This is a genomic window from Streptomyces sp. NBC_01478, assembly GCF_036227225.1.
Lineage (GTDB): Bacteria > Actinomycetota > Actinomycetes > Streptomycetales > Streptomycetaceae > Streptomyces.
The window spans coordinates 7082189-7102134 of sequence record NZ_CP109444.1; the positions used below are offsets into that span (position 1 = coordinate 7082189).

Below are 19946 nucleotides of genomic sequence, written 5' to 3' on the forward strand. Positions count from 1 at the left end.
CGATCGTGATCGACCGGTCCTGGACCGTGAATTTTCCCGAGTTTTCGGGGTGGCAGCCGGTTGTCAGTGGGGCGCCCTAAACTCGGAGAGCGATGAGCAGCCTCTTTGACGACAGCTTCCTGGCGGACCTCCGGACCCCTCGGGGTCATGACGAAGAACCCCCGCCACCGCCCGAGGACGAGCACGGACCGGAGCAGGTTCCGGACGACCTGTTCGGCGGCAAGTTCGACGTGCCCGCGAGCAGAGACGCCTACTACCGTGACGGCGCCCCACGCCCCACGGTCGACCCGGCCGCACTCCTGGACGGGCTGAACGAGAACCAGCGCGCGGCCGTCGTCCACTCCGGCACCCCGCTGCTCATCGTGGCCGGCGCCGGCTCCGGCAAGACCCGCGTCCTCACCCACCGCATCGCCCACCTCCTCGGCGAGCGCCATGTGCACCCGGGCCAGATCCTCGCGATCACCTTCACCAACAAGGCCGCGGGCGAGATGAAGGAGCGCGTCGAGCAGCTCGTCGGCCCGCGCGCCAACGCGATGTGGGTGATGACCTTCCACAGCGCGTGCGTGCGCATCCTGCGCCGCGAGTCCAAGAAACTCGGCTTCACGTCCTCGTTCTCGATCTACGACGCCGCCGACTCCAAGCGCCTGATGGCCCTGGTCTGCCGCGACCTGGACCTCGACCCGAAGCGCTTCCCCCCGAAGTCCTTCAGCGCCAAGATCAGCAACCTGAAGAACGAGCTGATCGACGAGGAGGACTTCGCCGCCCAGGCCGGCGACGGCTTCGAGAAGACCGTCGCCCAGGCCTACGCGATGTACCAGTCGCGGCTGCGTGAGGCCAACGCCCTCGACTTCGACGACCTGATCATGACGACGGTCAACCTGCTGCGCGCCTTCCCGGACGTGGCCGAGCACTACCGCCGCCGCTTCCGGCACGTCATGGTCGACGAGTACCAGGACACCAACCACGCGCAGTACGCGCTCGTGCGTGAGCTGGTGGGGACCTCCGAGCACCCGGTCGACGTCCCGCCCAACGAACACGACCTGCCGCCCGCCGAGTTGTGCGTCGTGGGCGACGCCGACCAGTCGATCTACGCCTTCCGGGGCGCGACGATCCGCAACATCCTCCAGTTCGAGGAGGACTACCCGAACGCGACGACGATCCTCCTGGAGCAGAACTACCGCTCCACGCAGACCATTTTGAGCGCGGCCAACGCGGTCATCGAGCGCAACGAGTCCCGCCGCCCCAAGAACCTGTGGACCAACGCGGGCGCGGGCGCGCAGATCACCGGCTACGTCGCGGACACCGAGCACGACGAGGCGCAGTTCGTCGCCGAGGAGATAGACCGTCTCACCGACGCGGGCGACGCGAAGGCCGGCGACGTCGCCGTCTTCTACCGGACGAACGCCCAGTCCCGCGTCTTCGAGGAGATCTTCATCCGCGTCGGCCTGCCGTACAAGGTCGTCGGCGGGGTCCGCTTCTACGAGCGCAAGGAGGTCCGGGACGTCCTGGCCTACCTGCGCGTGCTGGCCAACCCGGAGGACTCGGTCCCGCTGCGCCGCATCCTCAACGTCCCCAAGCGCGGCATCGGCGAGCGCGCCGAGGCGATGATCGACGCGCTCTCGCAGCGCGAGAAGATCAGCTTCCCGCAGGCGTTGCGGCGCGTGGACGAGGCGTACGGCATGGCCGCGCGGTCGACGAACGCGGTCAAGAAGTTCAACACGCTGATGGAGGACCTCCGTACGATCGTCGACTCCGGCGCGGGCCCGGCGACGGTCCTGGAGGCCATCCTCGAACGCACCGGCTACCTCGCCGAGTTGCAGGCCTCCACCGACCCGCAGGACGAGACCCGGATCGAGAACCTCCAGGAACTCGCCGCCGTGGCGCTGGAGTTCGAGCAGGAGAACAGTGCAGGTGAGGGCGAGAGCGAGACCCCGGCCGGGCTCGCCGCGTTCCTGGAGCGGGTGGCGCTGGTCGCCGACTCCGACCAGATCCCCGACGAGGACGAGGACGGCTCCGGAGTCATCACCCTGATGACCCTGCACACCGCCAAGGGCCTTGAGTTCCCGGTCGTCTTCCTCACCGGCATGGAGGACGGCGTCTTCCCGCACATGCGCGCCCTCGGCCAGGCCAAGGAGCTGGAGGAGGAGCGGCGCCTCGCGTACGTGGGCATCACGCGCGCGCGTGAACGCCTGTATCTGACCCGGTCGTCGCTGCGCAGCGCCTGGGGACAGCCGTCGTACAACCCGCCCTCCCGCTTCCTGGAGGAGATCCCGGCGGCGCATGTGGAGTGGAAGCGGACCGGTGCCATGGCGGCTCCGCCGTCGACGGGTCCGGCCTCGGGCATCGCGGCCTCGCTGTCCTCGACCCGCTCGCGCTCGTCGGCGTCGGGTGCGTCGGGCTTCGCCACCCGCCGTACCTCGGAGAAGCCGGTCGTGGCACTGGCCGTCGGTGACCGGGTCACGCACGACCAGTTCGGGCTCGGCACGGTGGTCGGCGTGAAGGGCACGGGGGCGAACGCGGAGGCGACGGTCGACTTCGGGGAGCCCAAGCCGAAGCGCCTGCTGCTGCGGTACGCGCCGGTGGAAAAGCTGTAGGGAGAAGGGGAGTTACGTCGGGTCGAGCCCGTGGCTGCGAAGCCACGGGAGCGGGTCGATCGCCGCCCCGCCCGCGGGCCGTACCTCGAAGTGCAGGTGCGGACCGGTGGAGTTGCCGGAGTTCCCGGAGTACGCGATCGGGTCGCCGGCCTTCACCGTCGTCCCCGGGGCGACGCGATAGCTGGAGAGGTGGCAGTACCACGTCTCCGTGCCGTCCTTCTTGGTGAGGATCAGCATGTTGCCGTAGGCGCTGTTCCACTTCGTGCTGACGACGCCGTCGGTCGCGGCCATCACCGTCGTGCCGTACGAGACGGGGAAGTCGATGCCCGTGTGCACGGACATCCAGTTGACGCCGGCCTGCCCGAAGTAGGCGCTGAGGCCCCTCTGTGTCACCGGCAGCGCGTACTTGGGGCGCAGCCGTTCCTTGCGGGCCGCCTCGGCCGCCGCCTTCTTCTTCTCGGCTTCCTGCTGGGCCTTGAGGTCGATACGTTCCTGCGTACGGCTGGCCCGGTCGGCGAAGTCGTCGGCACCGGCCGACAGGCTCTTGATCTGGGCGTCCAGCTTGTTGTTCGCGACGGACGGCTGCACCGTGGTCGCGTCGGAGGCGGACGCCGTCGAGTCGCTGCCACCGGTCAGCGTGCCGACGGACGCGGCGGCGATACCGGCGACCCCCATCACACACGCGGACGGCACGGCGATGGTCATCAGCGCGGAGCGCTTCGGGGGCGTACGGCGCCGGGAACGGCTCCCGTTGCGGGACGCGGCGCGCGCGGCGGTCGCCGGGGCCGGGGTGAACTCCTCCTGGTCGTCGAGGAGTTCGGACTGCGGCGCGGACCCGTCGGGTTCCGGCTCGGCCTCGTCGAGGACGGCCAGCTCACCGGTGGCGGTCAACTCGCCGTCTTCCGGGGCGGGTTCGTCGTACGTGCCCTCGTGCGTCCCGTCGTACGAACCCTCGTGCGAGCCGTCGTACGTACCCTCATGCGGGCCGTCGTACGACGCCTGCTCGAAGGTGGTCGTCGCGTCGGCGGGGCTGCCGTCGGCGTTCCACTGCGTGGCGTCGTAGGCGCCGGTGTCGAAGGCCTGCGTGCCCCATTCCCACTGCTGGGTCTGGTCGGCGGCAGGGGCGGCGGAGTGGGCCGACGCGTCCGGCTGGAGCCAGGCGTTCGCATCCCTCCCCCAGAGGGGGGACCCCCAGCCGCTGATGTCGGGGGCGCCGGTCTGCGGCGGGATGGCGGAGAGCTGCTGGTAGTCGGCCGACCAGGCGGTGGTCTCGTAGGCGCCCGTGTCGTAGGCGGCGTGGTGCTGGGCCGCGTACGGGTCGTGGTTCAGGGTGTGTTGAGCACCCGTGGACCAGGCCGAGGAGTCGTAGGCGCCGGTGGCGTGCGACCCGGTGTCGTGGCTGTGGCCGTTGCCCGGCATGTCGCCGAAGAGGGGGTCGGTGGCGAAACTCGCGGTGGCCTGGCCGCCGCCCGCGCCCGGGTGGAAATCCGTGGCGGTGTGGTCGCCGTACGTGGTGAAGTCACCGTACTGGGCGTCCTGTCCGCCGTACGACGCGTAGTGCGCCGAGATGGCATCGGAGGAAGCCGGATCCGGGGTGGTCATGGTCCCCGACGGGTGACGATCGTTCACCAACTTCTCTATTCGCCTCGACAACAGGGGCTGCCAGAGCAGTGCGGTGGACTGTACCCGTCGGTATGAGGGCACGACAATCTTCGTCTGGTTTCGCGTCCGCCGGAAACGGGCATTCGGCCGTGTTTCGGGGGACGGCGGGCACGGGTTTGGCCTTGCGTTCGAATAGCGTTCGAGGTCGAGGGTTGTCCATTCGCTGTCGGTGCCCTGTGCGGATGCTTCGAAGGGCACGCTTCGAAGGGCATGGAAATGCTTCCCGCGTCGGGGGCGGGGCGCGTTGACTGGCGACGGCCGACGGCATCCGAGCAGACCGCGGCATCCGACGTGGGGAGAGCGTGATGAGGGTGTGGAAGCGTGTGGGGATCGCGGTCGTGCTGGCCGCGGCGACCGTCGGCATCGTGAGCCCGGCGGCATCGGCCGCGCCCGCGCCGTGGGACATCAGTCGCGCGCACCGGCCGACGCCGGCGCAGGGCGCGACGGCGTTCTCGGTCGGGGATGCCAGCACCGTCAGCGCTCTGTGCGGGAATCCCTGCTACCAGTAGGAGTCGCGCACCGCGGAAGCGCGGCGCCGGTCAGGCCACCGTCAGGCCGCCTCGGTGGGTGGCGGCCGGGGTCTCCGTCCGTGGGGTGTCGAGGGCCTGGCGGATGCCGGTCGCGACGGCGGGGTGGACCGGCAGGGCGAGGTGGCCGATGCCGCTGACCTGGACGTTCTCGGCGAGTAGGTCGGGGTGGTCGATACAGGCCGTCTCCAGCGGGTCCATCAGGTTGTCGAGGTCGCTCCAGAAGCTGACGAAGTGCGTGCGGCAGCCGGGGGCGGGGCGGGTCAGTTCCTCGATCACCGGTGAGCCGGGCCGCATCTGGCGGACGATCGGGTGGGCGCTGGCCAGCGGGACCACGGCCGTACCGGAGTGCGGGGTGCCGAGCGTCACGAGCGTGCGGACCCGCAGGTCGCCGCCGAGCCGCTGCACGTAGTACCGCGCGATCAGCCCGCCGAGACTGTGCCCGACGATGTCGACCTCCCTGCTGCCCGTGCGCTCGCAGATCTCCTCGATGTGCCGGCCGAGCAGCTCGGCCGCGGTGCGGATGTCGCAGGTCAGCGGCGAGTAGTTGAGCGACTCGACCTGCCGGTGGCCGTGCTGGGCCAGGGAACGGCGCAGCAGCACGAAGACCGAGCGGTTGTCGATGAACCCGTGCAGCAGCACCACCGGGGGCTTCGCCTCGGTCGGCAGGTGGGTCGCGTCCTCGGGCGAGGGCGGCTCGGGCAGGGGCGCCCGGCGTTCCTGGGCCATGCCGGAGGGATAGAGGAGGAGGTGGCCCGCGAGGATCACGATCTCCAGAGCGGTCGCTTTCAGGAGAGTCATCGAGAGGCCGGCCAGCCTGCTGGGCAGGAGGCGCTGACAGAGGGGGAGAAAGGGCAGTGCAGCCCCGGAGACCTTCATGGCCGACCTCCTGTCGGCACACGGAACGACAGCTCCGTCCCCCGTGTGCCCTCGTGGGAGGCCACCACGAGGACCATCGACGGTGCGTGAGGGGTGCGCGGGGTAGGTCCTGCGTGCCCTTCGTGCGTGCGCCGATGCGCCGTACCACCGGGCCGCGCGGCCTGCGGCGCGGTGGTACGGCGACCTCGTTGCGGCTCCCGGTGCGCTTGTTCCCGCTGGAACGCTGCGCGGCGAACGTGTCCCATCGTGTGATTTCCCCCTCGGTATCCGCCGCGAAACTGCCGGTTGCGGGATGCTGGAGATAACGTTCGTTCACTTCCCGCACTGAAGCGGGTACCGCGGTACCCGTGGGTAGGGATGAACGCAGTCGCTTCATGGAGGCAGTGATGGGTGTGGCAGCCGGTCCGATCCGCGTGGTGGTGGCCAAGCCGGGGCTCGACGGCCATGATCGCGGAGCCAAGGTGATCGCGCGGGCGCTGCGCGACGCCGGGATGGAGGTCATCTACACCGGCCTGCACCAGACCCCCGAGCAGATCGTCGACACCGCGATCCAGGAGGACGCCGACGCGATCGGCCTCTCCATCCTCTCCGGCGCCCACAACACACTCTTCGCCGCGGTGATCGACCTGCTGCGTCAGCGCGAGGCGGCGGACATCCTGATCTTCGGCGGCGGCATCATCCCCGAGGCGGACATCGCCCCCCTCAAGGAGAAGGGCGTCGCGGAGATCTTCACCCCCGGGGCGACGACACAGGCGATCGTGGACTGGGTGCGGGCGAACGTGCGGCAGCCGGCGGGGGCGTAGGGCCTTCGGCGGACGGGGCTTCGCTTCTTGGCGCCGGTGACTCTTCAGCCTGGTCTTCGGCGAGTAGGGCTTCGCTTCTCGGCGCGGGCCGACATCATCCAGCCTGTCCGCGGTTCGCTTTTCAGCGCGGGCCGGCATTTTCAGCCCGTCCGGCGATTGAGGACGAGGCCGCTCAGGCCGAAGGGGGGTTTGGGGGCGCAGCCCCCAAGCTTCTACGGCGCCTCCAACTCCCTCAGCTTCTACGACGACGGTGCCCCCAACTCCTCCGCCATCGCCGCGCGCAACCGCAACGTAGTAACCAGCCGCTGAAACGCCTCCGCCCAATAGCCCCCGGCTCCGGGCGCCGCATCCTCCGACTCGTCCGGCACCGCCAGCAACCCGTCGAGCCGCCTCGCCTCCGCCGGATCGAGACACCGCTCGGCCAGCCCCATCACCCCACTGAAACTCCATGGATAACTCCCCGCGTCCCGCGCGATGTTGAGCGCGTCCACCACAGCCCGCCCCAGCGGCGCAGCCCACGGCACCGCACACACCCCGAGCAACTGAAACGCCTCGGACAGGCCCTGCGCCGCGATGAACCCGGCCACCCACTCGGCCCGTTCGCCCCTGCTCAACGTGCTGAGCAGCTTGGCGCGCTCGGCCAGGGACACCGCCCCGGGCCCACCCGCCTCGGGCGCCGACGGCGTCCCCAACAGCGCCCGCGACCACTCGGCGTTCCGCTGCCGCACCGCCGCCCGGCACCACGCGGCGTGCAGCTCGCTCCGCCAGTCGTCCGCCACCGGAAGCGCCACGATCTCCCCGGCCGTACGTCCGCCGAGCCGCCGCTCCCAGGTCGCGAGCGGAGTCGCCTCCACCAACTGGCCGAGCCACCACGAGCGTTCACCTCGTCCCGCCGGAGCCTTGGACACCACACCGTCTCGCTCCATGCTCGAGTCGCACTCGTGCGGCGCCTCCACGACGAGGGCCGGTTCCGCGCGCGTACGGTCGACGGCCACGCAGGCCGACGCCCGGACCGCCATCCGCGCGGCGAGCGCCGAGTCGGGGAGCGCCGACAGCAACTCGGCCGCCGTGGCCCGGACGTTGCGGCTCCGGTCGGCCAACGTCTGCTCCAGGAACGGCTCGTCCTCGGCCGTGAGACCCGTCCGCAGCGAGTCGAGGAACATCAGCCGGTCCTCCGCCCGCTCCGTCGCCCAGGTCGTGATGAGCAACTCGCGTGCGGCGGTGGGGCGTTGTGCCCGTATCGCCGCGAGCAGCGCGACCCGCTCGGCGAACAGCCCCTCCTGCCACAGCAGTTGGACCTGGTCCGGGTCGTCGAGAGCGGGCAGGGCGGTGCCGCCGCCCGGTGTCGCGCGCAGGGCGAACCGCCAGTCCGGGTTCAACCGGGCCAGCCACAGCGCGCGCGGGCCCGCGAACTCCAGCGCCGCCGGCCGCAGATCCGTACGCCCCCGGGCCGCGTCCAGCAGCGCGGGCAGCACCGGAACAGGCGCGGCGAACCCGCGCGCGTTGGCCGCCGCGAGCCACTGGGGCAGCAACTCCATGAGATCCGGCGAGGTGCCCCTGCGGCCCCCACCACCCGCACCGGGACGGTCGGCCAGCAGCATCGCCAGCCTGCGGGCCGCAGCTTCGGGCAGCGCCGGACGAGCGTCGGGCACGGCCGGCTCCGGACGCTCCGCCGCCCGCGCCGGACACAGCCCCGCCCGCCGCCGTACGGTCTCCACGGCCGCCGCGTCCAGCAGCGCCACGGGGGCGTCCTGGCCCGGCGCGCACCCCGGAGGCGTACGACGGTCCGTGCCGAGCAGGGCCGTGGTGACGAGCTCTTCCCAGTCGCCCGCGGCAGAGGTGCCGTTCATGCGAGGTGCCTTTCCGTCGAGTTGGTGGATGCGCTCAGCACAGGGACACCGGCTCTCCCGCCCCCTCCGGCCAGGCCGTCAGCGGGGTGAAGCCCCGGTGGCCCAGCTCCCCGAAGACCTTGACCGGGGCGCCGCCGGAGAGGGCGACCAGACGCCACAGGCCGGGGCGGGAACGGGCGGTCGGGGTGAGGGGGAGCGCCAAGTCAGCGTCGGCGTCCGCCAGTTGCCACGAGTCGCCGTCCGGGGTGGGGACGACCCGGTCCAGCGTCACCGGGACGGCATCCAGCCACGGGTCGAGCCGTAGGGCTTCCCCGTAACGGACGGCGGCCCGCGCCGTCGTCACCCCCTGCGGCCGTCCCGTCGTACGCGAGGGCGCCGCGAACTGCTCGCCCAGGGCCGCCCGGAACTGCCCGGCGCCCGGGAACGCGGACACCTCCGCGTCCAGGGCGAGCCCCATGGGCAGCGCCAACTCCGGGGCACGGCCCGCGGCGCCGTAGGAGAGGAGAAGGGACGTGCGGCCCGACTCCGTGCCGTACAGCCATATTCTTCGGGTCGTCAGTTTCGGGTCCGCCGTGTCGTACTGGGCGAGGACCAGCCAGTGGTCGCGCAGGGGCGGGCCGTCCGCCGAGGCGGGCAGGCCGATGCGGGAGCGGACCGTCGCCGCCAGGTCGTCGGGCAGGCGCTCGCGGCGCAGCCAGGCCCGGTCGAGGAGGTGGAGCAGCGCGCACTCCTCCAGCAGCCGGACCGGCCAGCCCGGCCCCGAGGCCGGGATCGCCCCCAACTCCCGTGCCCGCGCGGCCAGTCCGGGGGCCTGGGCGTCGACCATGCGGGCCGCGGTCTCCTCCCACACGCCGTACCCCGCCTGCTCCGCCGAGGCCAGGCCGGTGCGCAGCAGGTCCGTCAGCCGCTGCTCCAACTCGGCCGCGCCCGCGCTGATCCGCTCGGCCCGCCGCTCCGCCCTGCGCCGCGCCGCCTCCGGGTCGGCGGCGGCCGGGGAACCGGACGCGTCCCCCGCCCGTTTCTCCTCCGTCCGCTTCCGCCGTCCCGCCAGCCACTCCTCGGCCCAGTCCGGCGCCTGCCCCTGCCCCGCGGGCACCGAGTCGTCCTCGCCCGCCCACAACAGCAGCAGCCCCAGCGCGTGCTTGCACGGGAACTTGCGGCTCGGACAACTGCACTTGTACGCCGGCCCCGCGGTGTCCGCGATGTCGACGACCGTCTGATACGGCTTGCTGCCACTGCCCTTGCACAGCCCCCACACCGTCCCCTCGTCAGAACTGCCCGCCTCGGACCACGGCCCCGCCGCCCCGAGCTTGCTTCCCGCTTTGCGTGACGCTGCGTCAGGCGCCAGTGCCAGCACCTGATCAGCCGTCCAGCGCACCCCCTGCTGAGTCATGTCATCGAAGGTAGATCCCGGCACTGACAATCGGTCGGCGAGCGGGCCGGCGGATGGCGCCGCGAGTGCGTTTCCGCAGGTCAGATCGCATTGTCAGTGGCGTGGTGCACGGTGGACACCAGATCCGAACCGGCAGAGCTGGAGGGGGCCTCAGCCATGACTGTGTCCACAGAACCCATGAACGCGCAGGCGAGTGAGAAGGCGCCGGCCGAGGTACTGCGCCCGCACGCCGAGGACGCCTTCGCCGACGAACTCGCCGCGCTGGCGGCGCAGGACGACCGGCCGCGCCCGGTCCGCTGGAAGATGTCGCCGTGGGCGGTCGCCACCTATCTGCTGGGCGGCATGCTGCCGGACGGCACGGTGATCACGCCGAAGTACGTCGGCCCGCGCCGCATCGTCGAGGTCGCCGTCACCACCCTCGCCACCGACCGCGCCCTGCTCCTGCTCGGCGTGCCCGGCACCGCCAAGACCTGGGTCTCCGAGCACCTCGCCGCGGCGGTCAGCGGCGACTCGACCCTGATCGTGCAGGGCACCGCGGGCACCCCTGAGGAGGCGATCCGCTACGGCTGGAACTACGCGCAACTGCTCGCCAACGGCCCGAGCCGCGACGCCCTCGTGCCCAGCCCCGTCATGCGGGCCATGGCGGAGGGGATGACCGCGCGGGTCGAGGAATTGACCCGCATTCCGGCCGACGTACAGGACTCGCTGATCACGATCCTGTCCGAGAAGACGCTGCCGATACCGGAGTTGGGGCAGGAGGTGCAGGCGGTCCGCGGCTTCAACCTGATCGCCACGGCCAACGACCGCGACCGCGGGGTCAACGACCTCTCCAGCGCGCTGCGCCGCCGTTTCAACACGGTGGTGCTGCCGCTGCCGGAGAGCGCGGACGCCGAGGTCGACATCGTCGCGCGCCGCGTCGACCAGATCGGCCGCTCGCTCGATCTGCCGGCGGTGCCCGAGGGCGTCGACGAGATCCGCCGGGTGGTGACCGTCTTCCGCGAACTGCGCGACGGGATCACGGCGGACGGACGCACGAAGCTCAAGTCGCCCAGCGGCACGCTGTCTACGGCCGAGGCGATCTCCGTCGTCACCAACGGGCTTGCCCTGGCGGCCCACTTCGGCGACGGACTGCTGCGGCCGAGCGATGTCGCGGCCGGCATCTTCGGCGCCGTCGTCCGCGATCCGGCGGCCGACCGGGTCATCTGGCAGGAGTACCTGGAGGCGGTCGTCCGGGAGCGCGACGGCTGGAAGGACTTCTACCGGGCCTGCCGGGAGGTGAGCGCGTGAGCGAGTCCAGGGGGCTGGTCGACGACGACTCCGCTTGGAGTCTGATCCGTGGGCGAGGGGGACGAAGTGGCGGGAACTGAGGAGGGTCGGGGCGGCCGGCCGCTGCTGCTCGGGGTGCGGCATCACGGGCCCGGTTCGGCGCGGGCCGTGCGGGCGGCGCTGGCGGCGGCCCGGCCGAAGGTCGTGCTGATCGAGGGGCCGCCGGAGGCCGACGCGTTGATCCCGCTGGCCGCCGACGAGGACATGCGGCCGCCGGTCGCGCTCCTCGCCCACGCCGTGGACGAGCCGGGCCGCTCGGCCTTCTGGCCGCTGGCCGAGTTCTCCCCGGAGTGGGTCGCGATCCGCTGGGCCCTGGAACACGAGGTCCCGGCCCGCTTCATCGACCTCCCGGCCGCCCACACCCTGGCCTGGGGGAGGGACGGCGACACGGAGGACGAGCCCACGGGCGAGGAGCGGCCGCCGCACCGGAGCGACGACCCCGAGCCCGAGCCCGGCCCCGACCTCCGAGTGGACCCCCTCGCCGTGCTCGCCGAGGCCGCGGGCTACGACGATCCCGAGCGCTGGTGGGAGGACGTCGTCGAGCACCGGGGCGTGGGGGAGCGGGACGCGTTCGCGCCGTTCACCGCGCTGGAGGAGGCCATGGGGGCGCTGCGCGAGACGTACGGGGTCGGCGGGCACGACCGGGATCTTGTGCGCGAGGCGTACATGCGGCTCCAAGTGCGGGCGGCGCAGCGGGAGTTCGAGGACGACGTGGCCGTGGTGTGCGGGGCCTGGCATGCGCCCGCGCTGCGGCAGAAGACCGCCGTCGCCGCGGACCGTGCGCTGCTGAAGGGGCTGCCCAAGGTCAAGGCCGAGCTGACCTGGGTGCCGTGGACGCATCGCCGGCTGTCGCGGGCCAGTGGGTACGGCGCGGGGATCGACTCGCCGGGCTGGTACGGCCATCTGTTCGGCGCGCCGGACCGGCCGGTCGAGCGGTGGATGACGAAGGTGGCGGGGCTGCTGCGGGAGGAGGACCGGATCGTCTCCCCGGCCCATGTCATCGAGGCGGTACGGCTGGCGGAGACGCTCGCGGTGATGCGCGGCCGTCCGTTGCCGGGGCTCGGTGAGACCACCGACGCGGTGCGCGCGGTGATGGGCGACGGCTCGGACGTCCCGCTGTCGCTGGTGCACGACCGGCTCGTGGTCGGGGATGTGCTCGGCGAGGTACCGCCGGGTGCGCCGGCCGTGCCGTTGCAGCGCGACCTGGACCGGTCGCAGCGCAGGCTGCGGATCAAACCGGAGGCGCTGGAGCGGGAGTTGGAGCTCGACCTGCGCAAGGAGATCGACGCCGGACGCAGCAGGCTTCTGCACCGGTTGCGGCTGCTGCGTGTCGAGTGGGGCGAGCCGGTCGCCTCGCGGGGGAGCACGGGTACGTTCCGGGAGACCTGGCGGCTGCGCTGGGAGCCGGAGTTGGCGGTGCGGGTCGCCGAGGCGGGGGTGTGGGGCACGACGGTGCTCGCGGCGGCGACCGCGAAGGCGGCGGCGGACGCCACCGGGGCGCAGAGCCTCGCCGACGTCACCGCACTCGCCGAGCACTGCCTGCTGGCCGAACTGCCGGACGCGCTCCCGGTGGTGATGAAGACCCTCGCAGACCGCGCGGCCCTCGACACCGACGTCGGCCATCTCGCACAGGCCCTGCCCGCCCTGGTCCGTTCGCTGCGCTACGGCGACGTACGCGGCACCGACACGGCCGCGCTGACGGAGGTCGCGGCGGGCCTCGCCGAGCGCGTCTTCGTCGGCCTGCCTCCGGCCTGCGCGGCCCTCGACGCGGATGCCGCGGAGGAGATGCGGGGGCATGTGGATGCGGTGCACGGGGCGGTGGCGCTGTTGGGCGACGCCTCCGGAACCGGACCGGGATCCGGTCATGGTGACCTGCGGGACCGTTGGCGTGCGGTGCTGCGGACGCTCTCCGCGCGGGACACCGTGCCGGGTGTCATCCGGGGGCGTGCCGTACGACTTCTGCTGGACGAGGGGGAGTTGGAGGCGGACGAGGCGGCCCGGCTGATGGGGCTGGTGCTCTCGCCGGGGACGCCGCCGGCGGACGCGGCCGCGTGGGTCGAGGGGTTTGTCGGGGGCGGGGGCGGGCTGCTGCTCGTGCACGACGAGCGGTTGCTCGGGCTGGTGGACGCGTGGCTGACCGGGGTGCCGGCGGAGGCGTTCACCGACGTACTGCCGTTGCTGAGGCGAACGTTCTCGTCGTACGAGCCGGGGGTGCGCAGGACACTCGGTGAGTTGGTGCGGCGCGGACCGGGGAAGCAGGTGGGTACGGCGGCGACGGCGGCCGGGATACCCGGGTTCGGGACGGAGTTGGACGCCGGGCGCGCGGATGCGGTGGTGCCGGTGCTGCGGCTGCTGTTGGGGCTGGACGACAACGAGCTTGTGGGGGTGGCGGGATGACGAACAACGGCAGGCAGGGCATGAGGAGGCCGGGGGAGCGGGCTCAGGTGGCGGGTGCCGGTGGGGGTGTGCGTGGGCGTCGTACCGAGAACAACTGCCCGGCGACGGCCGTGCGGGTCGTACCGCTGTGGGAAGGGCTGCGTACGGCGGGGGTGCGCGGATGACGGTCGAGGCGGTCGCGGCCGGCGGGGTCGCGGACCCCGGCCAACCCGGCCAGGAGCGGTTGCGGCGGTGGCGGCTGGTGCTCGGGGGCGACGCCGCCGACGGCACCGGGTGCGAGCTGTCCGGGCGGGACGCCGCGATGGACGGGACGCTCGCCGCGCTGTACGGCAGGGGGGACAAGGGGCGGGCGGGGAAGGACCGTTCGGCGGGGCTCGGGGCGTCGGCGCCGTCCGTCGCGCGCTGGCTCGGGGACATCCGGACGTACTTCCCCTCCTCTGTCGTCCAGGTCATGCAGCGCGACGCCATCGACCGGCTCGGGCTGTCCGCGCTGCTCCTCGAACCGGAGATGCTGGAGGCGGTCGAGGCCGACGTGCATCTCGTCGGCACGCTGCTCTCCCTCAACAAGGCGATGCCGGAGACCACGAAGGAGACGGCGCGGGCGGTGGTGCGCAAGGTCGTCGAGGACCTGGAGAAGCGGCTCGCCACCCGCACCCGGGCCACCCTCACCGGCGCCCTGGACCGCAGCGCCCGTATCAACCGGCCGCGCCACCACGACATCGACTGGAACCGCACGATCGCGGCCAACCTCAAGCACTACCTGCCCGAGTACCGGACGATCGTGCCGGAGCGGCTGATCGGATACGGGCGGGCGTCCCAGTCCGTGAAGAAGGAGGTCGTCCTCTGCATCGACCAGTCCGGGTCGATGGCGGCGTCCGTCGTCTACGCCTCCGTGTTCGGGGCGGTGCTGGCGTCCATGCGGTCGATCAACACCCGGCTCGTCGTCTTCGACACGGCGGTCGTCGACCTCACCGACCAGCTCGACGACCCGGTGGACGTGCTCTTCGGGACCCAGCTCGGCGGCGGCACGGACATCAACAGGGCGCTGGCCTACTGCCAGTCGCAGATCACCCGGCCCGCGGAGACGGTGGTCGTGCTGATCAGCGACCTCTACGAAGGGGGGATACGGAACGAGATGCTCAAGCGGGTCGCGGCGATGAAGGCGTCGGGGGTGCAGTTCGTGACGCTGCTCGCGCTGTCCGACGAGGGCGCGCCGGCCTACGACCGCGAACACGCCGCCGCGCTGGCCGCGTTGGGGGCGCCGGCCTTCGCCTGTACGCCCGATCTGTTCCCGGAGGTGATGGCTGCGGCGATCGAGAAGCGACCGTTGCCGATACCGGACACCGCGTGACGAACAGGCGTTGGTGGTGATGAACGGGCTTGAGGGGCAGGGGGGTTGCGCGTCCTCGGGCGGCCCGTGCAAGGATCGTCGCCTCATGATCTGGTCCACCGCCGCGATGCCCGGTGCCGCCCTGCGCGTGATGCGTACGGCGGTTGGGCGGCGTGTGCTCCAAGTCGCCCTGCTGGTAGGCGGGTTGTTCGTGCTCGGCGCTGTGTTCGGGGGGCAGGCGCAGGCGGTGGACGGGGTTCCGGGAAAGCCGGTGAGTCTCGGCAAGCCGGGGATTCCGGCGGTGGCTTCAGTGGTGAAGCCGGTTCCGGTTCCTGTTCCTGTTCTCGCTCCGGTCCTGGCTCCGGTCTCGGACGCCGTGGAGCGGGTCGTGCGGCCCGTGAGTGACGTGGTGGCGAAGACGGTGACCGCGGTGTTGGCCGAGGTGCCTTCGTTGCCCGCCGTGCCCACGTTGCCCTCACTCCCCGCGGTGCCGAGTTTGCCGGTGCCTCCGGTGCAGGCGCCTCCAGCGCACACGGCGCCGACGCCGGTGCCGGCACCCGTACCCGTCCGGTCCGCCCCGCAGGCTTCGAGCGGTGGGCATCGTTCGGATGCGAGGCATGCCGAGGCGGCGGTCGGCGTAGGCGTGACGTACGGGCCGCGCATCGTCGCCGCTGTCGATGCGGTCGGCGCCGTAAGGCATGCGGCCTTACACGGTGTCCCGTCCGTCGGACACACCCCCGTGCCCCAGGCACCCGACGGCGGCCGGGATGGCGCCCCGCGCAACCAGTCGGCCCTGGACAACGGCACCTCGCGGCACTGTGACGCGCACGCCGTGAGCTTGGACATCCGCGTGGCCGTGCGGTTCGTGCCCGGTGTCGTCGCGTGTGCGGGCGTGGCAGAGGCCCGGGACAGGTACCGGGACGTTCCCGTCTTCCCAGGCTAGGCAGGCCCTTTCCGGCAGTTGAGCTGCCAGGAATGCCGCCATACCTCCCGTTTCGCGATGCCTGAGGAACCGACGCGCGCATGAGCACACGTATGAACGAGAACACCGACGTCACCCCGGCCGAACTCCGGCGACGTGTCGTCGCTGCCGTGGTCTCCGTCCCGAGAGAGTCGAGGGTCAGGGCCGCCGCGGCCATCCAGGGCGCACGGGCCGCACGCAATGTCTGCGCCCGGACCGCCGTCCGGCACTGGGAGTAACCGACTCCGTGAGGCAGTGACCCCGGACGGCCGAATGCCGTCGGTCTGTCCGGGGTGCGTCTCGCGGTAAGGGGTCCCGCCGGGCCAGCCCCAACCCGGTGGGACCCCGCCCGAACGGCCTGCCCGAACGATTTGGCCGAGCTACCCGCCCGAAACGACCCACCTGAGCGACCGCCCACAAGCCCCGTCCGCGGCACTCCGTGTCACGAATCCCGGCATCATGTGACAGGTATCACCGCTCAGGTGTGACCCTCGATTTAGAGGCCCTCTGCAAGCAGCGATAACCTGCGAGGCGGACATGCCGCGCGCTCGGTCACCGTGTGCGCCTCCCTTGTGACAGCGGACGTCACGTTGCCCTTCGCGGCACGCCCACGCATCCAACGAACCGCGATATCACTGAGGACGGAAGCGCGTGGACCTGTTCGAGTATCAGGCGAGGGACCTCTTCGCCAAGCACGATGTACCGGTGCTGGCCGGTGAAGTCATCGACACGCCTGAGGCGGCCCGCGCAGCCACCGAGCGTCTTGGTGGCAAGTCCGTCGTCAAGGCCCAGGTGAAGGTCGGCGGCCGTGGCAAGGCCGGTGGCGTGAAGCTCGCCGCCACCCCGGACGAGGCCGTCGCGCGTGCGACGGACATCCTCGGCATGGACATCAAGGGCCACACGGTCCACAAGGTGATGATCGCCGAGACCGCGCCCGAGATCGTCGAGGAGTACTACGTCTCGTACCTCCTCGACCGCACCAACCGCACCTTCCTCGCCATGGCGTCCGTCCAGGGCGGCGTGGAGATCGAGGTCGTCGCGGAGGAGAACCCCGAGGCCCTCGCGAAGGTCCCGGTCAACGCCAACGAAGGCGTCTCCATCGAGAAGGCCCGCGAGATCGTCGCGCAGGCCAAGTTCCCGGCCGACGTCGCGGAGCAGGTCGCCGAGATCCTGGTGACGCTGTGGGACACCTTCGTCAAGGAGGACGCCCTCCTCGTCGAGGTCAACCCGCTCGCGAAGGTCGCCGGCGGCCGTGTCATCGCGCTCGACGGCAAGGTGTCGCTGGACGAGAACGCCGAGTTCCGTCAGCCGGAGCACGAGGCGCTGATCGACCACGACTCCGCCAACCCGCTCGAGGCCGCCGCCAAGGCGAAGAACCTCAACTACGTCAAGCTCGACGGCGAGGTCGGCATCATCGGCAACGGCGCGGGTCTCGTCATGAGCACCCTGGACGTCGTCGCGTACGCCGGTGAGGCCCACGGCGGCGTGAAGCCGGCCAACTTCCTCGACATCGGCGGCGGCGCGTCCGCGGCCGTGATGGCGAACGGCCTGGAGATCATCCTGGGCGACCCCGACGTCAAGTCGGTCTTCGTCAACGTCTTCGGCGGCATCACCGCGTGCGACGAGGTCGCCAACGGCATCGTGCAGGCGCTGCAGCTCCTCGCGGACAAGGGCGAGGAAGTCACCAAGCCCCTCGTCGTCCGCCTCGACGGCAACAACGCCGAGCTGGGTCGCAAGATCCTCTCCGACGCCAACCACCCGCTGGTCCAGCGCGTGGACACCATGGACGGCGCGGCCGACAAGGCCGCCGAGCTCGCGGCTGCGAAGTAAGGGACGAGGGACAAAACAGCCATGGCTATCTTCCTCACCAAGGACAGCAAGGTCATCGTCCAGGGCATGACCGGCTCCACGGGCATGAAGCACACCAAGCTCATGCTGGCCGACGGCACCAACATCGTCGGTGGCGTCAACCCCCGTAAGGCCGGCACGTCCGTCGACGTCGACGGCACCGAGATCCCGGTCTTCGGCACGGTCGCCGAGGCGATCGAGAAGACGGGCGCGAACGTATCCGTCCTCTTCGTACCGCCGGCCTTCTCCAAGGCCGCCGTCGTCGAGGCGATCGACGCCGAGATCCCGCTCGCGGTCGTCATCACCGAGGGCATCGCCGTCCACGACTCGGCCGCGTTCTACGCGTACGCGGTCGCGAAGGGCAACAAGACGCGGATCATCGGTCCGAACTGCCCGGGTCTGATCACCCCCGGCCAGTCGAACGCCGGCATCATCCCGGGCGACATCACGAAGCCGGGCCGTATCGGTCTGGTCTCGAAGTCCGGCACGCTGACGTACCAGATGATGTACGAGCTGCGTGACCTCGGCTTCTCGTCCGCCGTCGGCATCGGTGGCGACCCGGTCATCGGTACGACGCACATCGACGCGCTCGCCGCGTTCGAGGCCGACCCCGACACCGACCTGATCGTGATGATCGGTGAGATCGGTGGCGACGCGGAGGAGCGGGCCGCGGACTTCATCGCGAAGAACGTCACGAAGCCGGTCGTCGGTTACGTCGCGGGCTTCACCGCGCCCGAGGGCAAGACCATGGGCCACGCCGGTGCCATCGTCTCCGGTTCCTCCGGTACGGCCGCGGCGAAGAAGGAGGCCCTCGAGGCCGCCGGCGTCAAGGTCGGCAAGACGCCGACGGAGACGGCGAAGCTGGCCCGCGAGATCCTGGCCGGCTGAGTTTCTCCGCTGAACGTTGATGGGCCCGTTCCCTGTGTGGGGGCGGGCCCATCGCGCGTCATGGGGTGCCGGGGCGGGTTGTCCGGCGGGTGCGGGTGCGTCGTGGCTGGTCGCGCAGTTCCCCGCGCCCCTAAAAACGCAGGCCGGCCCATCTCGCTTTACGGGGTGCCGGGTTCGGTTGTCGGGCGGGTGTGGGTGCGGGTGCGTCGTGGCTGGTCGCGCAGTTCCCCGCGCCCCTGTGAAGCCGGCCTGCGATTGAGGGGCGCGGGGAACTGCGCGGCCCGGCCCCACCGGGCCGCGGCCGGCGAACTACCGACTCAGCGGTGCCAGCCTCTCCGGACCGCTCGTCATCCCGGTCCGCAGCCGGTCCCGTAGTTCCACCTCCGCCGCCGACAACGCCCCCTGCACCACCCGCGCAGGCACCCCCTCCACCCGTTGCCCCAACGGCACCGGCGGCTCGTAATGCGTGGGCGCCGTCCGCACGGTCAACGTCGTCGCACCGATGATCGCGACCGTGAACGCGATCGCCGCCCGGGTCCAGAACACGGTCCGGCGTTCGCCGACGAACCGCACCACCGGCGGCTTGGCCGCGTGCAGCCGCCCCGTGGAGGCCAGTTCGGTCATCCGCCGCTGCAACTCGGTCGGCTCCGACAACTCGGGGAGCTGCGCGGCAAGCGCCTCGCGCGCGTGCAGCAGCCGGTTCGCCGCGGCCGGCGTGCTCGCCTCCGTCTCCGCCGCGGTCTCCGCGAGACCGAGCCCCACACCGTCGTAGAGGAGGAGGGTTCGGCGGTACGACGGCGGGAGTTTCAGGAGGGCGGTCAGCAGGGCGCGGTCGGCGGGGGCCGGGGGCGGGGGTTCCGGGTGGCGGTATCTGGGGCGGAACCGGTGCCAGGGGGAGAGGGCGTACTCGTACGCCACCGAGCGCACCCAGCCTGCCGGGTCGCGGTCGACCGCCACCTCGGGCCAGCGCTGCCAGGCGACCTGGAAGGCCCGCTCGACGGACTCCCGCGCCAGTTCGCGCCGCCCGGTGAGCAGATAGGCCTGCCGTACGAGGGCGGGTGCGCAGAACGCGTAGAGCGCGTCGAAGGCCTGAGCGGGCGTCAGGGGAGCGGGCGGTGGTGGTGTCGGCTGAGGCTCCGTCACCGTCGCCGCCAACCCCGCGATCTCCGCCGTTTCCTCCACGGCTTCTTCGGCGGGGAGTTGCTCTTCGGTGGGGGTGTCTTCACTCAGGCTGGTGAGCAATTTCGCGTACGCCTCCCGTTTCCGGCCGCGTGGTGTGGTGCGGCCGCTCTCCCACGAGCGCACCGTCTCGCGGCTGACGCCCACCTCTGTCGCGATCTGAGCCTGTGTCAGCGAGCCCGCCTCGCGCAGGCGTCGGCGTTCCTTGGGCGGAGGGAGCGGGGTTGCAGGGGTCTGCGTCACCGGACGCCCTTTCGTACGAAAAAGTACATAAATGTATATTGAGCGACACTTCGGAGGTTCGCCTGT

16 protein-coding genes are annotated in these 19946 nt (G+C 71.5%); 11 read left to right on the forward strand and 5 right to left on the reverse strand.

Going from position 1 to position 19946, the window contains the following annotated elements; all coding sequences use genetic code 11:
- The first annotated feature begins 92 nt into the window (after nt 1-92).
- A complete protein-coding gene (pcrA, locus tag OG223_RS32180) occupies nt 93-2594 on the forward strand; it encodes a DNA helicase PcrA (RefSeq protein ID WP_329256083.1) in 2502 nt (833 codons plus the stop codon).
- A gap of 12 nt (nt 2595-2606) precedes the next feature.
- Here the strand turns inward: pcrA and OG223_RS32185 are convergent, their stop codons facing one another.
- Entirely contained in the window at nt 2607-4196 is a 1590-nt protein-coding gene (locus tag OG223_RS32185; protein WP_329265584.1) for a M23 family metallopeptidase, read from the reverse strand.
- 365 nt (nt 4197-4561) lie between these two features.
- Between OG223_RS32185 and OG223_RS32190 the strand changes: the two genes are divergently transcribed.
- On the forward strand, nt 4562-4765 hold the full coding sequence (locus tag OG223_RS32190) for a hypothetical protein (RefSeq protein ID WP_329256085.1): 204 nt from the start codon (nt 4562-4564) through the stop codon (nt 4763-4765).
- A gap of 30 nt (nt 4766-4795) precedes the next feature.
- Here OG223_RS32190 and OG223_RS32195 read toward each other — a convergent pair whose 3' ends face one another.
- Nucleotides 4796-5662, reverse strand: a complete 867-nt coding sequence (locus tag OG223_RS32195) for an esterase/lipase family protein (RefSeq protein ID WP_329256087.1) — start codon at nt 5660-5662, stop codon at nt 4796-4798.
- A 386-nt stretch (nt 5663-6048) separates the two neighbouring features.
- Here OG223_RS32195 and OG223_RS32200 point away from each other — a divergent pair, with 386 nt between their 5' ends.
- Entirely contained in the window at nt 6049-6465 is a 417-nt protein-coding gene (locus OG223_RS32200; RefSeq protein WP_329256089.1) for a cobalamin B12-binding domain-containing protein, read from the forward strand.
- A gap of 239 nt (nt 6466-6704) precedes the next feature.
- Here the strand turns inward: OG223_RS32200 and OG223_RS32205 are convergent, their stop codons facing one another.
- Together OG223_RS32205 and OG223_RS32210 are read right to left on the reverse strand one after the other, a co-directional pair.
- Nucleotides 6705-8315, reverse strand: a complete 1611-nt coding sequence (locus OG223_RS32205) for a DUF5691 domain-containing protein (RefSeq protein ID WP_329256091.1) — start codon at nt 8313-8315, stop codon at nt 6705-6707.
- Nucleotides 8316-8349: 34 nt separating this feature from the next.
- Nucleotides 8350-9708, reverse strand: coding sequence for an SWIM zinc finger family protein (locus tag OG223_RS32210; RefSeq protein WP_329256093.1), 1359 nt, complete (start codon nt 9706-9708; stop codon nt 8350-8352).
- A 156-nt stretch (nt 9709-9864) separates the two neighbouring features.
- Between OG223_RS32210 and OG223_RS32215 the strand changes: the two genes are divergently transcribed.
- From OG223_RS32215 to sucD, 8 genes are all read left to right on the forward strand, one after another.
- Nucleotides 9865-10995: an ATP-binding protein gene (locus OG223_RS32215; protein ID WP_329256095.1), complete on the forward strand. Its 1131-nt coding sequence runs from the start codon at nt 9865-9867 to the stop codon at nt 10993-10995.
- Between the two features lie 66 nt (nt 10996-11061).
- On the forward strand, nt 11062-13431 hold the full coding sequence (locus OG223_RS32220) for a DUF5682 family protein (RefSeq protein ID WP_329256097.1): 2370 nt from the start codon (nt 11062-11064) through the stop codon (nt 13429-13431).
- Nucleotides 13428-13595 carry a hypothetical protein gene (locus tag OG223_RS32225; RefSeq protein WP_329256099.1) on the forward strand — a complete coding sequence of 56 codons (168 nt, stop codon included), beginning with the start codon at nt 13428-13430 and terminating at the stop codon, nt 13593-13595. Before OG223_RS32220 ends, OG223_RS32225 begins: the two co-directional genes overlap by 4 nt.
- Entirely contained in the window at nt 13592-14782 is a 1191-nt protein-coding gene (locus OG223_RS32230) for a VWA domain-containing protein (RefSeq protein WP_329256101.1), read from the forward strand. Before OG223_RS32225 ends, OG223_RS32230 begins: the two co-directional genes overlap by 4 nt.
- Before the next feature lie 85 nt (nt 14783-14867).
- A complete protein-coding gene (locus OG223_RS32235) occupies nt 14868-15704 on the forward strand; it encodes a hypothetical protein (RefSeq protein WP_329256103.1) in 837 nt (278 codons plus the stop codon).
- 80 nt (nt 15705-15784) lie between these two features.
- On the forward strand, nt 15785-15961 hold the full coding sequence (locus tag OG223_RS32240) for a hypothetical protein (protein ID WP_329256105.1): 177 nt from the start codon (nt 15785-15787) through the stop codon (nt 15959-15961).
- Nucleotides 15962-16373: 412 nt separating this feature from the next.
- The gene (sucC, locus tag OG223_RS32245) at nt 16374-17552 is read left to right on the forward strand and encodes an ADP-forming succinate--CoA ligase subunit beta (RefSeq protein WP_329256107.1); all 1179 of its coding nucleotides are present in this window, start codon (nt 16374-16376) and stop codon (nt 17550-17552) included.
- Nucleotides 17553-17573: 21 nt separating this feature from the next.
- Nucleotides 17574-18458, forward strand: a complete 885-nt coding sequence (gene sucD / locus OG223_RS32250; protein ID WP_019055633.1) for a succinate--CoA ligase subunit alpha — start codon at nt 17574-17576, stop codon at nt 18456-18458.
- A gap of 309 nt (nt 18459-18767) precedes the next feature.
- On the opposite strand, the gene OG223_RS32255 is transcribed toward sucD, so the two are convergent.
- A complete protein-coding gene (locus OG223_RS32255) occupies nt 18768-19880 on the reverse strand; it encodes a sigma factor-like helix-turn-helix DNA-binding protein (RefSeq protein WP_329256109.1) in 1113 nt (370 codons plus the stop codon).
- Between the last annotated feature and the right edge of the window lie 66 nt (nt 19881-19946).

Excerpts from the sequence above, each read along its gene's own strand:
- pcrA (WP_329256083.1), top strand. The coding sequence starts at position 93 with ATGAGCAGCCTCTTTGACGACAGCTTCCTGGCGGACCTCCGGACCCCT.
- OG223_RS32185 (WP_329265584.1), bottom strand. The coding sequence starts at position 4,196 with ATGACCACCCCGGATCCGGCTTCCTCCGATGCCATCTCGGCGCACTAC.
- OG223_RS32190 (WP_329256085.1), top strand. The coding sequence starts at position 4,562 with ATGAGGGTGTGGAAGCGTGTGGGGATCGCGGTCGTGCTGGCCGCGGCG.
- OG223_RS32195 (WP_329256087.1), bottom strand. The coding sequence starts at position 5,662 with ATGAAGGTCTCCGGGGCTGCACTGCCCTTTCTCCCCCTCTGTCAGCGC.
- OG223_RS32200 (WP_329256089.1), top strand. The coding sequence starts at position 6,049 with ATGGGTGTGGCAGCCGGTCCGATCCGCGTGGTGGTGGCCAAGCCGGGG.
- OG223_RS32205 (WP_329256091.1), bottom strand. The coding sequence starts at position 8,315 with ATGAACGGCACCTCTGCCGCGGGCGACTGGGAAGAGCTCGTCACCACG.
- OG223_RS32210 (WP_329256093.1), bottom strand. The coding sequence starts at position 9,708 with ATGACTCAGCAGGGGGTGCGCTGGACGGCTGATCAGGTGCTGGCACTG.
- OG223_RS32215 (WP_329256095.1), top strand. The coding sequence starts at position 9,865 with ATGACTGTGTCCACAGAACCCATGAACGCGCAGGCGAGTGAGAAGGCG.
- OG223_RS32225 (WP_329256099.1), top strand. The coding sequence starts at position 13,428 with ATGACGAACAACGGCAGGCAGGGCATGAGGAGGCCGGGGGAGCGGGCT.
- OG223_RS32230 (WP_329256101.1), top strand. The coding sequence starts at position 13,592 with ATGACGGTCGAGGCGGTCGCGGCCGGCGGGGTCGCGGACCCCGGCCAA.
- OG223_RS32235 (WP_329256103.1), top strand. The coding sequence starts at position 14,868 with ATGATCTGGTCCACCGCCGCGATGCCCGGTGCCGCCCTGCGCGTGATG.
- OG223_RS32240 (WP_329256105.1), top strand. The coding sequence starts at position 15,785 with ATGAGCACACGTATGAACGAGAACACCGACGTCACCCCGGCCGAACTC.
- sucD (WP_019055633.1), top strand. The coding sequence starts at position 17,574 with ATGGCTATCTTCCTCACCAAGGACAGCAAGGTCATCGTCCAGGGCATG.